12 protein-coding genes, 1 tRNA gene and 1 pseudogene are annotated in these 13,388 nt (G+C 46.4%); 7 read left to right on the top strand and 7 right to left on the bottom strand.

All coding sequences use genetic code 11. The annotated features are described in order from the left end of the window. Positions 1 to 33: 33 nt before the first annotated feature. Genes selD through Q366_RS16165 form a run of 5 tightly spaced genes read right to left on the bottom strand, consistent with a single transcriptional unit; the run spans position 34 to position 4,519 of the window. Positions 34 to 1,083, bottom strand: a complete 1,050-nt coding sequence (gene selD / locus Q366_RS16185; protein WP_084691866.1) for a selenide, water dikinase SelD — start codon at positions 1,081 to 1,083, stop codon at positions 34 to 36. Positions 1,084 to 1,085: 2 nt separating this feature from the next. After that, positions 1,086 to 1,877 carry a peptidoglycan editing factor PgeF gene (gene pgeF, locus Q366_RS16180; protein ID WP_035240828.1) on the bottom strand — a complete coding sequence of 264 codons (792 nt, stop codon included), beginning with the start codon at positions 1,875 to 1,877 and terminating at the stop codon, positions 1,086 to 1,088. Beyond that, positions 1,864 to 2,352 (bottom strand): D-glycero-beta-D-manno-heptose 1-phosphate adenylyltransferase, encoded by a 489-nt coding sequence (gene rfaE2 / locus Q366_RS16175; protein WP_035240879.1) that lies wholly within the window; start codon positions 2,350 to 2,352, stop codon positions 1,864 to 1,866. Before rfaE2 ends, pgeF begins: the two co-directional genes overlap by 14 nt. Before the next feature lie 4 nt (positions 2,353 to 2,356). Next, positions 2,357 to 3,151: a carbon-nitrogen family hydrolase gene (locus Q366_RS16170; protein WP_035240827.1), complete on the bottom strand. Its 795-nt coding sequence runs from the start codon at positions 3,149 to 3,151 to the stop codon at positions 2,357 to 2,359. A gap of 21 nt (positions 3,152 to 3,172) precedes the next feature. After that, positions 3,173 to 4,519 (bottom strand): class II 3-deoxy-7-phosphoheptulonate synthase, encoded by a 1,347-nt coding sequence (locus Q366_RS16165; RefSeq protein ID WP_035240825.1) that lies wholly within the window; start codon positions 4,517 to 4,519, stop codon positions 3,173 to 3,175. A gap of 555 nt (positions 4,520 to 5,074) precedes the next feature. Here Q366_RS16165 and Q366_RS16160 point away from each other — a divergent pair. Further along, a tRNA-Arg gene (locus tag Q366_RS16160) sits at positions 5,075 to 5,151 on the top strand. Between the two features lie 23 nt (positions 5,152 to 5,174). Here Q366_RS16160 and Q366_RS22020 read toward each other — a convergent pair. Continuing rightward, positions 5,175 to 5,762: a tyrosine-type recombinase/integrase gene (locus Q366_RS22020; protein WP_245619988.1), complete on the bottom strand. Its 588-nt coding sequence runs from the start codon at positions 5,760 to 5,762 to the stop codon at positions 5,175 to 5,177. A gap of 414 nt (positions 5,763 to 6,176) precedes the next feature. Further along, positions 6,177 to 6,278 (bottom strand): annotated as a pseudogene (locus Q366_RS22015) (hypothetical protein); the annotation flags it as partial. A gap of 809 nt (positions 6,279 to 7,087) precedes the next feature. Here Q366_RS22015 and Q366_RS16150 point away from each other — a divergent pair. The 6 genes from Q366_RS16150 (at position 7,088) to Q366_RS16120 (ending at position 13,008) form a co-directional block, all read left to right on the top strand. Continuing rightward, positions 7,088 to 8,011, top strand: a complete 924-nt coding sequence (locus Q366_RS16150) for a replication-relaxation family protein (RefSeq protein WP_035240821.1) — start codon at positions 7,088 to 7,090, stop codon at positions 8,009 to 8,011. A gap of 19 nt (positions 8,012 to 8,030) precedes the next feature. Beyond that, complete coding sequence (locus Q366_RS16145) at positions 8,031 to 8,756, top strand: hypothetical protein (RefSeq protein ID WP_156968197.1); 726 nt, start codon at positions 8,031 to 8,033, stop codon at positions 8,754 to 8,756. A 5-nt stretch (positions 8,757 to 8,761) separates the two neighbouring features. Continuing rightward, the gene (locus Q366_RS16140; RefSeq protein WP_035240817.1) at positions 8,762 to 9,553 is read left to right on the top strand and encodes a hypothetical protein; all 792 of its coding nucleotides are present in this window, start codon (positions 8,762 to 8,764) and stop codon (positions 9,551 to 9,553) included. Between the two features lie 240 nt (positions 9,554 to 9,793). Continuing rightward, positions 9,794 to 11,770 carry a type IV secretory system conjugative DNA transfer family protein gene (locus Q366_RS16130; protein WP_156968196.1) on the top strand — a complete coding sequence of 659 codons (1,977 nt, stop codon included), beginning with the start codon at positions 9,794 to 9,796 and terminating at the stop codon, positions 11,768 to 11,770. A 13-nt stretch (positions 11,771 to 11,783) separates the two neighbouring features. Then, positions 11,784 to 12,674 carry a replication-relaxation family protein gene (locus tag Q366_RS16125; protein ID WP_169742981.1) on the top strand — a complete coding sequence of 297 codons (891 nt, stop codon included), beginning with the start codon at positions 11,784 to 11,786 and terminating at the stop codon, positions 12,672 to 12,674. Between the two features lie 91 nt (positions 12,675 to 12,765). Next, positions 12,766 to 13,008, top strand: coding sequence for a DUF2188 domain-containing protein (locus Q366_RS16120; RefSeq protein WP_035240808.1), 243 nt, complete (start codon positions 12,766 to 12,768; stop codon positions 13,006 to 13,008). Positions 13,009 to 13,388 lie beyond the last annotated feature (380 nt).

Here is a 13,388-nt window from a genome sequence, read left to right as displayed (position 1 = left end):
ATGATCCGGATGAAGTCAATGTGAAAAAACGTTTTACATAATATCAAGGAATCCGTTGGTATACGGCCCTTTAACCCTTCCGATCACCCTTGCCTGAATACCATTTTTTTCCATAATACCCACACATTGCGCTGCTTGGTCCCGGTCCATAAAAAGCAGAAGCCCGCCAGATGTCTGGGGATCGAACATTAAATCACTTCGCACCCGATCCGTTCCTTTAGCCACACGGATATGCGGGGCAAAAAAACGTTTGTTTTTATGGGCACCGCCCGGAAGAAGACCCATGGCGGCAAATTCCATTACCCCGTCCAGCACCCCGACCTTTTCCGTATAAATTTCAATACGCATGCCCGCACCTTTGGCCGCTTCAATCAAATGCCCCCCAAGCCCAAATCCTGTGACATCCGTACAGGCATGGACATGAAATTCCTTCGCGATCAGGGCAGCATTCTTGTTCAGGGCAGACATGGTTTTTACAGCCTGCTTAGCCTGGTCCCCGGATGCAAGACCGCCTTTGATCGCCGTGGAGATGACGCCGGTGCCAATGGGCTTGGTCAGAATCACGGCATCCCCCTCCTGTGCCCGGCTGTTGGCCCAGACCCGGTCCGGATGCACGATGCCGGTCACGGACAGCCCGTACTTGATTTCAGGATCATCCACGGAATGGCCGCCCACAAGTACTGCGCCTGACTCTTTAATTTTATCAAGTCCGCCTTCAAGGATACGGGGCAGGATACCTGCGTCAAGGTCACATGAGGGAAAACACACAATATTCATGACGGTAATGGGCGTACCGCCCATGGCATAGACATCGGACAATGAGTTAGCCGCGGCGATCTGGCCGAACTCATAGGGATCATCGGCCACAGGTGTCAGAAAATCAAGGGTCTGGACGATGGCAGTCTCTTCGGACAGGCGGAACACACCGGCATCATCCGGGTGTTCAAGCCCGATGATCAGATCCTGATGGAACGGCAGTTCAAGTTTTGACACGATTTTATCCAGGGCCCCTGGATCCAGTTTAGCAGCTCAACCAGCGGCTTTTACCGTGCGGGTTAAAAAAACCTGTTCAAAATTATCCATTATTATTCATCCTTGTTTTTAAGTGCAATTACCGCAGCAAATCGACCGGTGACCTTGTTTGCCCTGAAGGAGTAAAACAGATCCGTACGGCACCGGGTACAAAGCCCCATGGTTTCAATATGCTCATCCAACACACCGTAGGCCCCAAGCTGGTCCCGGGAGATCTGCCAGAAGTCAAAATAGGGGCGGTCCTTGTCTTTATATTTCCAAAATGATTTTGGAATTTCCTGTTTATAATTCATAAATTGTGCACAGCAGGGGCCAAGGGAGGGACTGATCCCTGCCCGGATGTTTGCAGGTGTACACCCGAACTGTGTGACCATGGCATTGATGCAGCGTCCTAAAATATTATCCACACTGCCCCGCCAGCCGGAATGGACATTGGCAATCACCTCTTTTTCCGGGTCATACAGGACCACGGCCTGGCAGTCTGCCACCTGGATCACAAGCCCCAGGTCTTTACGATTTGTAACAGCAGCATCAGCTTTAAATATTTTAGACGGTGCGCCCCCCTGCCCTTCCCAGGCAGCGTCTGCCGCATCTTTTTCCGATTTGATCACAGCGATGTCTGTGCCGTGTACCTGATTAAAAAAAAGAACCCGGGTCAGATCCAGGGACGACAGCATCCGGCGTCTGTTCCGGTTTACAACATCAGGATCATCTCCGGTGCTCAATCCGATATTCAGTCCTGAAAAGGCATCTTTACTGTATCCGCCGGCCCTGGAAAAAACACCATGAACCAGCCCGGGGAAGGCATTAAGATGATCAAATGTCAAAGGCTTAAGCGCCGCCATAAAATCTTTGCCCAATTCGTTCAATGATTTTTGATGTGGAGATATCTTCTTCAAAAGCCACGCGCGCCACGCGCCCGCCGCAGCCTTTGACAAACTTGGCCCCAATGATTTTATCCTCGGGCCAGTCCGCCCCCTTGACCAGAACATGGGGAACAATGCTCCGTATCAGATCCCCCGGATCAGGCGCATCGAACAGCACCACATGATCCACACAGCTTAAGGCCGCCACAACCCGGGCACGCTGGTCCTGGCAGATCACCGGCCGAAGGTCGCCTTTGATCTGCCGGACGGACGCATCGGAGTTCAAACCCAGGACCAGCACATCCCCGAATGATTTTGCTTTTTCAAGGTAGGCCACATGACCTGCATGGAGAAGGTCAAAGCAGCCGTTGGTAAACACAACGGTCCGGCCAAGGGTTGTGTATTCCCGGGACAGACGGCACATCTCATCCAGGGTAACAATTTTATTATCCATTTTATTAACCATAGATATCCCCCCTGCGGTCCTGTCCAACGGGAATGGCTTGCCGGACCCGATCAACCAGGTCCATGTCAATGTCAGCCATGATGGTACCGGACTGATCATCTCCCAGGGCAAGAACAACGCCGTTGGGATCAACGATCATGGAACTGCCCGGAAAAACCAGCCCGTCAGGATCCGTGCCCGCACGGTTGCTGCAGATAAACCAGGCCTGGTTTTCAATGGCCCTTGCCCGGATCAGGGCCTGCCAGTGGGCCACCCGGGCAAGGGGCCACTGAGCGCTGATCACAAAAATCCGGGCCCCGTCAAGGAAAAGGCGGCGGGCAAGCTCGGGGAATCTCAGATCATAGCAGATCATTATCCCGACGCGGCCCAGGCTGGTGTCTGCCGTCACCATTTCATCACCCCGGGTATAGTACAGATCCTCACCGGTCAAAGGAAACAGATGCAGTTTGCGATACCGGGCCCGGATCTTCCCATCCCGGTCAATGAAATAAAGGGTATTAAATATCTGACCGTTCTTTTGCTCAGGCAGACTTCCGGCAACCGCCATGGAGCGCTTCCGGGAAAATTCAGCCAGACGCTGGATCCCCGCTTCCACGGCCGGCATAAGCCGGTCCATATTTTCATTGTCAAACCCGGTCAAAAAAAACTCAGGGCAGACCCCAAGGCCCCCCCCCTGGTCCGCCAGGTGCCCCAGATACCCAAGGGCAGCAGAAAGATTGCCCCGGACATCCCCGGTTTTCACATCAAACTGCACGGCACCGGCTTTAAACTGTATTTTCGTGATCATATTTCGTTTTTAGCGTATCCCTTAATGCTTGATCATATCAGCAATCTGGAACGCCACCTCCAGGCTCTGTTCCGCATTGAGTCGCGGGTCACAGGTGGTATCATACCGATTGTGAAGTTCTTCACTGACAATATTTCTGGCACCGCCTACACATTCGGTTACGTTTTTACCGGTCATTTCAAGATGAACGCCTCCCGGAATCGTTCCTTCTGCCCAGTGAATTTCAAAAAACCGGGTAATCTCCTTTAAAATATCATTAAAATCCCGTGTCTTGTGTCCGGATGCCGATGTATACGTATTGGCATGCATGGGGTCGCAGTTCCAGACAATATGATATCCCTCTTTTTTGATTTCACGAAGCAGGGAGGGCAGCTTTTTCTCAATATTGTCACACCCCATTCGGGTAATCAGGGTCAATCTTCCGGGTTCGTTTTCAGGATTAAGGATTTTAATAAGCTGCTTGATATTGTCAATATCATGGTCCGGGCCGATTTTAACCCCAATGGGATTGAGAACCCCTTTTAAAAATTCGACATGAGCGCCGTCCACCTGCCGGGTCCGCTCACCAATCCAAAGCATGTGTGCAGAACAGTCATACCAGTCCCCGGTGGTGGAATCAATCCGGGTCAACGCCTCTTCGTAGGGCAGTAAAAGGGCTTCGTGGGAGGTGAAAATCTGGGTTTGATTGATCTGGGGAATATCCGTTGGAATCCCGATGGTATTCATAAACTTGATGGCCTGGTCAATCTGCCTGGCCAGACGGTTATAAGACCGCCCCATGGGGGATTGCGCCACAAACTCCTGATTCCAGGCCTGGACCCTGTGCAGTGCTGCGAACCCGCCCCGGGTAAATGCCCGCAACAGGTTCAGGGTGGAGGCAGCCAGATAATACCCTTTAAGCATGTATTTAGGATTCGGGGTCCGCGCGTTGATGGAGGGTTCGCTTTTGTTGACCATGTCTCCACGATATGAGGGCAGTTCAACGCCATCTACAGTTTCCGTATCTGACGAACGGGGCTTGGCAAACTGACCGGCAATCCGGCCCACTTTTATGGCGGGTTTCCCACCGGCATAGGCCATAACAACGGCCATCTGCAGCAAAACTTTCATGGTTTCCCTGATGGTAGGTGCCGTAACCTGGGAAAAATCTTCTGAACAGTCCCCGCCCTGGAGCAGAAACGCCTCCCCTTTTGAGGCCTTGGCCAGCAGGTCTTTTAATGTTCTTATTTCTCCTGCAAAAACCAGCGGCGGCAGCAACGCCAAATCTTGAGTGACTTTTTCCAATGCTTTGTGATCCGGCCAGTTGGGTTGCTGAAGAGCCGTATAATTCTTCCAGCCTGATTTTGTCCATCCATTTTGATTTGTCATGTTTTTATACCGTCCTATCCTTTTTTATAATTTTTATTTGGCATGCCAGGGCATTAAACGTCTGACCAGCAGCAGATCCGAAAGTATATCGATTGTAATCCATCGAGAAATCATACCTTGCAATTTAGGATATTTATTCCAAAATTAAAAGGTATACAGCGAAGAAATATTTGGAGAACAAGCTATCATTTTGATAGATGGAATCCAAGGTGTTGAAATTCTAAATAAGCTTCGTGTGCAATGTTTCTTTTTCTCTGTCAGGCAGGACTGCAAGAACATATTTAACTGAAGTATATGAAATAAATTACTTGTGACATTTTTTAAAGGACATTTCATCTACTCCCAGAACCCTGATTGTGTCCCAACTATCCCAACTGTGCTTCAATGCAGCCACAAATTAATAATCACCCGCACGTATTGAAAACCTGCCACGATTCACAAATCAACTATTTGAATTTATTAAAACCAAACCGCATGGAAATTTTTCATATGATTGCCCTGATAAAATTGCTTGAATTCTCACGTAAAGGTTGTTATAGATATCAAGTTTTTTGGGCGCCCGTAGCTCAGCTGGATAGAGTACTTGACTACGAATCAAGGGGTCGCAGGTTCGAATCCTGCCGGGCGCGCCACAAATGACAAGGGTTTTCAGCTTTTAGTTGAAAGCCTTTTTTATTTGGGGTGGGGATTGGGGTGTGGATTTTTGAAAATCCGCATCCAAAACCCCGATCATTTCCTTTTCCGAATTGCCAATCGAATGAAGATAAATTTCCGTGGTCTGTCTGTTCTCGTGACCTAAAAATCTTTGAATCGACCCGATGGGAATATTGGCATTGTCAAGCAGGGATGCGCCGCAGTGTCTTAAAGCGTGATACCTAAAATATTTAACCCCGGCTTTTTTGCAGAGTGTTTCCATGATCTTTTTTCGATCAATATATCGACCTTCAATCCATTCTTTGGTTTTTCTGCTCCAGTACCGGTGCCAAAATACCCAAGGAATTCTTTTTTCACGATGCTTAAACCGGTATGAAAGAATGTCAAACAGTCTTTCGGTCATAGGAACTTTTCGGGGGGTTAGATGACCGCCTCGTTTTTTGCGGGTATATAAAATGATGGTGCGTTCATCAAAATCTATATCCTGCCAAGTCAAGCGGTTGATCTCAGACATTCTTCCCATACTGTGAAAGATAGTCCAAAGATAATCCTGGGTATCTTTGTCTGCTGCCAAGATAACTTTGAGCACATCTTCCTTAGGCGGGACATATTTAATTCTTTTATCAACAGGGAAAAAATCAATGCCTATCGTAGGGTTGTTTTGTATCCACTGTCGTTTGGGGTGCAAACCAAAATTAAATAACGCCCTTAAATTCCTGAGGTCATAATTCGCTGTTATTCCCGAAGTTTCCCGTTTCCGTTTTAAAAGGTATTGTTCCACCATTTCCATGGTGATTTGCTTACAATAAAGTTTCCCCCAGCACTTCATCCATTGCTTGGCAAGATAAACCTGGTTCTCATAGTGGCTCTGTGAATTATAAGCCTGCACATGATCCAACCTCTTATTTATCAGATCCAAGAATGCCATGTCTGTCGGGGTTTCCTCTATCTCCTTTTGGATTATCGGACTGTTCAGTTCTTCCTGTTTTCTGGCTTCGGCTTTTTTGGCTTCTCGCTTGGTTTTGAAACCTGACTCTGTGTACCGAATCCCGTTTCGGGTGAAATCGTATCTCCATCCTTTCTTTTCTCTCAAATATACACTCATAGAGTTCCTCCTTTCTTTTAAAGAAAAGAGAACCTCCAAGCTTTCTGCCGCCCAACTCCCGCCAGTTTTTATAAACCCAACTGGTGCTTTTCCGAAGGAACCGGGCGACCTCCTCGGGTTTCAATATATATGGTTCAGCTTTTCTGTCAACAAGGCAATTTTCGAAGATGTTTTCATCAAAATCCATGGCATCCCACCGTATATGGATTAGCGCAATCTATGTTTGTCAGAAATGGATAAGTAGCCAGTCTGCTTTCACAAACTGGCTACTTGAGAAGTTAGGGACATTCTCTGTCCTGGTGGGTTGTTTGGATGCTTTTTGAGAAGCGAAAAATGCCTTGCTTGATTTACCTGACGGTAATGCAAACAGGGGACAAAAACAAAATACCGAGTATGCAGCCGGGGCTGTGTGCAATCAGTTTTTGTTTCCAACCTGCATAAAACCTAATCTGATATTGTGGAATTTTCAAGTATTAATTTTAGATTTCAATAGGTTGAGTATGAATTGGTTTGTAAGTTGACCTATATATTTAGAAATGGTGCAAAAGTGTATTTTGAAACTGGATAAGCAACTGAATTTTAAATAAATTGAAAAAGAGAGGAACGCAGGAATAGAATCTTATTGAGGGACGCATGTTGATTTTTAAAAAAATATTGAATATGAAAGTAATGTAAGGTCAGGCGTTAAAATAGTTGCCAAATTCCGATGCGGCTTCGTTCATTTATCAGTATCATTAATTCAGTTGTTGCCTGACATCATGAATGAATTTGGTTCGGGGCAGACCAAAGTTTGTCATAGGTGATTAAAGTTGCAGCAAGTCAAAAGAAAATATCTTCCCAAGCAAAGACGGCAAAGAGCTGTTAATTTTGAATTCACCCAAAGAGATTTTGAAATCCTCAAGGCGGTTAACCGCTGCCGCTATTTGACCGTTAGCCTGATCAAAAAATTGGTTTTTCCTGAAAATCAATCCAATCAAAGCACCCAGCGTAGATTAAAATACCTGTTTCACAACGGCTATCTGAATCGGATCAAACCGATCACGCCGGATAGAAAGGGTGATGGCGAATATGTTTATGTGCTGGATAAAAAAGGAATGGAACTGCTGGAAGCCTATGACATTGATTTGTTGCCTTACGCAAAAAGGAAGCCAGCAAAGCACCAGTTTATCAACCATGTGATTGACCTGAGCCGATTCCGAATTGATTTGGAGCTGGCATTGGCTGAAAATCCAATCATTGAGCTGAAACGATTTGTCTGTGATTTCGAATTAAAGTCTTTCACTCAAAATTTAACGGGTCGCTGGATTTACAAACTATATGATGAGGTGAAGCATCCGACCTTTAAGGAGGCGACATTCGCAGTCTTTCCGGATGCACTCATTATATTGGGCGGTAAGGTCGGAACTGATTACGCTAAATTTCAACAATTGTATTTTTTGGAAGTTGACCGGGGAACCATGGGTTTGGAGAAGATTCGGGAAAAAATACTGGCATACAACCTTTACCGGGAGCAAGGTGCATTTAAAAAGTATGGAAAATTTTCTGATTTTCGGGTGCTGCTGCAAAGCAGCTCAAAGAAGCGGGCTGAAAATATTCGAAGGATGCTGCTGGATCAGAAAGGGACTGATTTGGTGTGGCTCTCAAATTGCCAAGGGGTGAATGAAAACACCGTTTTAAATGAGGCAATATGGAGAGACCATGAATGGGAATTACAAAGCATATTAAAAACTTGATCGTGAGATAACAGACAGAATGCAAAAAGCCCCTTCACACTATATCAATTACAGCCTTCTCCCATTGGTCTTTGTTGGTATATTGGCGGGCTTTGGCGTTTTCGAAGGAGATACCGTATCAATTTTTGGTTTCCTGTTGTCGCTGTTATTTTTTCTGAATATCCTCGACAAGCGTCTATTTTTCAGAAATCTGAAAACTGAACAGCGGCTCTTGACCGGATATATTGCTGTGATCGTGCTGCTGCTTTATCTCTTTGTTCCGTACAGCGATTATAAAAATTTTTGGGGGCAGCAGATAAACCGATGGTATGTGGAAATTCTTTCAGCGGCTGCCTATGCGCCAGCTTTGTTGCTGGAAGGTCTGCACCATTTTTTTGATGTTCCGGTTTCTTATGCCTTTCAAAAAACCAGCACCCATTATCCCTTTGCCGTCGGCTTTTGGCTTTACTGGCTTCTGCTGACCATCAGTATTCGGCTGTATGAAAAAATCGCTTCCATGTTCAAACTGCTGATGATTTACAATTTCATTATCGGTGCCCTTATCGCCACCCGATTCCAGATTATAGGAATGGTTATAGTGGGTGTATCGGTTTTCATTTGGATATACATTTATTTCCCACGCTTCGGAATACCAATCATTTCCATAAGCAAATGGCGGCAGAGGCAAGTCCGAAAAGCCGGCAAGGATATTGACCGGGCGGAAAAACGCATGGAAAAAATTCTTAAAAAAATAGACAGGATTTGAGGCAGATGAAATTTTTCAAAAAACGGAAGATTAAAAAAATCCGTGCCGAAATCGTCAATGATGACCAACTGCTGCCGGAACAACGGGAAACTGCTTTGGCGCGTCTCGACCAAAAGGAGATGGAGCTGTTTCAGCCAAATAATATTGCCAGCCAAAGCCAGTCAATTTTTCAAACTCTGCTGCCCACTATTGTCGGGAAAGTCCAGTTGAAACGGTTGAGAACTCGGAACGAGATGATCCGTGAGATGCGGATAACTTTGAACGAGTTGGCGGAAACTAAAAAGTCCTGGGAGCGGCTGAAAAATATTGATGCGGAAATTGCTGTGGAGCAGGCATTAGCCTATCAAGCGCACCAAGAAGAAGTGGCGGCGCATCAGAAAAAAATGGCGCAACTTCAGTCTGAGAAAAAGGAGATCGAACAAAAATCCGAAGAAGCTGACCTCCGGCATTCTGTCAACAAACTCAAACTGGAAATGGAACTGGAGGCACTTAAAAATAAACAGGCTGCCGGGGAGCCCAAAGAAAAGACACTGGATGAAAAACTCCGGGAGATTAAAGACCGATTGACCTTGGACAAGGCGGAAGTTAAAGGGGCTCGTGAGCTTCGTCAGATTAAGCGTGAGTTTGAGCAGGATAGGGAACAGAAAGGAAACGAAGCGGTAAAACTTGAAATGTATGAGCGGCTGCGAAGTCGCATCTCGGAACTCAAAAAGCAGGGTGCCGAAGATGAGACGATCCGGCAGGTTTATGAATTACTGGATCAGGAATTCGAGTTTAACCGGGATGTGGATGATTAACCTTTGTTGGATTGCAAACAGACAGCGAGGTTAATCAAGGAAATGGACACCTCCCTCCACCCGGTCGATGTAAAAATCGTCTTCTGGAAAATAAAGGGCAGGATGCCCCGGCTGTGCAATAAGCCCTGCAATCTCCTGACGGCAGTTATTCCGGTGGAGAAAGAAAATCAGCTCACGGCGGGACATTGCCCCAAGTGCTTTTAAATCCCGAAGCAATGACGCTTTACTCTCGGGACTGATTTGGCAGTCCTGCTCGACTTGAAACCGGGTTTTAGCAAGTTCATGCTTTCGTTGGAAAGCCGTCCAAATGGCATTAAAAGAATCAGGCTTTTCACCGGGCAAGGATTCAGCCGCTGTTTGCGGCTTCCCCGGGTTCAAGACGGGATTAAAATCGGTCTGTGGTTTGAGGCGATCAGGCATGGGAATTTGGATATGGAGTTAGCCAAACAAATTATTGATGATTGCAGAAGGGAGTTGGTTTCCCTTGTGCGGGGAAGCGGAAGAATGAAAAACTCAATCCTGAAAGAATTAAATTCAGAGTCTTCCGGGAAAAATTCCGATCACATCTTACTTGGGCTAGACAAAAAGTCAAATTTAGTTCATCTTAACAACTCGGAACGCACCCGGCACATGTATGTTCTGGGATCTTCCGGCACTGGGAAAAGCTATTTTCTCCAATCCCTCGCCCAGCAGGACATTGATCAGGGCAATGGAATTTGTGTCATTGATCCCCACGGGGAACTGTATAACAATCTATTGGCTTACTGCGCCGGGAAAGATGAATTGAGAAAGCGGGTCGTGCTGTTTAATCCTTCGGATTTCCAATCCCATGTGGTGGGCTTCAACCCTTTGGCAAAAAATGGGTATCATGAAGACATCAGCCTAAAAGTTGACCGTTTCATTGATGCTATAAAAAGGGTTATGTCGCAGGACAGCGAAACCCAACCCCAGCTCGAACAAACTCTGCGAAATGCCCTCATTCCGCTGATTAAAGGCGGTCATTCTTTGCTCGACATACAAGACTTCTTTGATTTCAAAAATGCCAAGCGTGCCGTCCAAATGGCGGAACCTGTCGGTGGCTCCGTCCTGACCTTTTGGCAGAATTTCGCCAAAATGCAAATCCGGGAGCGGTTAACCACCATCGGCAGCACCCAGCGGCGGATTGAAAAATTCATTCACAACGAAGCGATCCGGCTTTCCCTCGGGCAGTCCAAACGCACCCTTGATTTCAGAGACATCATTGAGAATAGAAAAATCCTACTCGTGAACCTCGGGCTGCAAGGCAACCGGATTAGCGAGGATAATGCCCATCTTTTGGGTACGCTGCTGGTGCATGCCATCCATTCTTACGGCATGACCCGGAGCCGGGAGAGTGCGATCAAACGCCCCTTCTATCTTTATTTGGATGAGTTTCAAAATTTTGTTACATCGGACATTGAGAAAATCATTACGGGCGGGCGTAAATTCGGCTTGCATTTGATTTTGGCAAATCAGCACCTGTCTCAAATCGAAGATGAGAAAATCCGGGATGCGGCTTTGTCCGCCCATATTCAAGTGGTGTTCCGGGTTCTTTACCGAAGTGCCGTGGTACAGGCGGAAAATTTGGGTACTTATTTCGATTTGAATGAGGTGAAGTACTGGGATCAGCAGACCAGTTTCGAACCGTACCTGGAACTGCGGACGACGCACAGCCACAGCAATGCCAATACTTTCGGCAGCAGTGATGCCAATGGGCAGTCTTCCGGTTTTGGTTCAAGCGATGGCAGCAGTTGTGGCGGAAAATTTATGGCGAACTATACGGAAAGCCAAAAAAATTCAAGCCAGCATGGACAGACCGCCACCCACACCAGCAACCGATCCACATCAGCAACCGATTCCGTGAATGAGACTTGGGTGACAAACCACAAAAAGCGGGTGGATTATTCCCCCCGGTTTTATCCATTGGCAGAACATTATTATCTTTTCACAAGTGCATTGGTAAATCAGCCCCAACGAATGGCAACCGTGAAAATCGGGGAGCAGCCGCCATTTCAGATTCGGACTCAGGATGTGGCGGAATCTAAACCAAATCCAAAATTCAAGAAGCTGGTGTACTGGAGTCATGGCTGCTATACGCCATTAGAAAAAGCCCAAAAGGTTATTGCAGGCTTCTCCGGTCAACCAGAGAGCAAGCCGCCCCAAACACCCAAAGCCGATCCGGAAAGTCCGTTTAACTGAAATGAAAACATATTTGAAAAGAGAAAAGCGGCAACCACAAGCCCTTCCCTGCAAACTGACGGAGCGGGATTTGGCAATCCTGTTGGTTCTGAACCGCTATCGATACCTGCGCACCGGTCAAGTCAAACGCCTGATTTTTTCAGACAACAGCACTTTGCAAAGCACCCGCCGCCGACTGCGCTGCCTTTTTCACAATGCTTACATCGGCGTGATCACGCCTTTCGTGAAGACAGGTCAAGGTTCGGGCGAGTCCGCTTATTACCTTGAAAAATCCGGAATGAATCTTTTGGAGGAATACGGGGAAACTGTCCGGGCGTTTTCTAAATCCGGCAATGTGCGGCACTTTTTTTTAAATCATGCCCTTGACCTGTCCGAATTTCACCTCTTGCTGGAACTGGCACTACGCAATCATCCCAAAATCCATCTACGCCGTTTTGTTTGTGATTATGAGGTCAAATCACATTTGAACAGCGAAAAAGGAAACAAGGCTTTTGCCCTGTACGACGAGGTAACCCATCCGGTGAGCCGCCGTAGTTATGTGGTACACCCGGACGCGCTGATTATTTTGCAAGGCAAGGGTGAGTTGGAAAAATATCAAAAACTTTATTTTTTGGAGATTGACCGGGGTACCGAACGGCTGGAGATAGTGAGGAATAAGGTGATCGGGTATAACACCTATCTGCAAAAACGGATTTTTACAAAGTACGGCAAGTTCGACGGTTTTCAGGTTCTGATTCAGACGAACTCGGAAAAACGAGCAGAGAATATCCGAAAGAGCCTGACGGATCAGGAAGGAGCGGAGTTTGTTTGGGTGACGGATGTGGGGAAGATCAATGAGAAGTCTATTTTGAATGAGGCGGTTTGGGTGGATCATGAATGGCAGTTGAGGAGTGTCTTGAAGTAGTTATATGATTTTCCTTGATGAATTCGCTTGTGTCGAATAATCAGATTTATGGGGATTCTTTGTAGTTAACAAATCAGCTAAGGAGAATGGAATGGCAAAAAAATCACATCATGTAGTTCCTGATCCAAAGGGTGGATGGAATGTAAAAAAAGGCGGATCGAAGAAAGCATCAAAGCATTTTGATAATAAAAAGGATGCTGTTTCATGGGGACGAGAGGTCAGCAAAAATCAAGATTCAGAGTTCGTAATACATAAAAAAGATGGGACTATTCAGCAGAAAGATAGCCACGGAAACGACCCTATTCCTCCGAGAGATAAAGATACGCATAAATAAAATGGAAGGCTATTTGCCTATAACACCACCTATAACAATACCCGCAACCCTGACGGAACGTAAGCGCTTAATAAACCACACCTTGGCAAGTACGGTTCGTTATGCGATATAAAGAGGACCTGCAAGACTGGGCATATCGAGATAGTGAGGCAACAAGGTTTTGTAATCATCCTTGATTATAAGTATCGAGGAGTTTTTCCAGAGGGAACAAAGATACCAGTATGGTTAAAGACTATTTGCTTTGGCAGTTTCAATTAGGCTGTAAATGCCCCACACTGGCAGTGACTCAGGCGTTACAGAAAAGTAAGCGCGAGATTAACCGCATTTTGTATGAGGCAGCCTATTATGAGATACAAGGAGGACCGGCGAGTTTAGTCTTA

It is taken from the genome of Desulfobacter vibrioformis DSM 8776 (genome assembly GCF_000745975.1).
GTDB lineage: Bacteria > Desulfobacterota > Desulfobacteria > Desulfobacterales > Desulfobacteraceae > Desulfobacter > Desulfobacter vibrioformis.
Note: the sequence above shows the minus strand (reverse complement) of the source record. Positions and strands in the feature narration are given on the sequence as shown.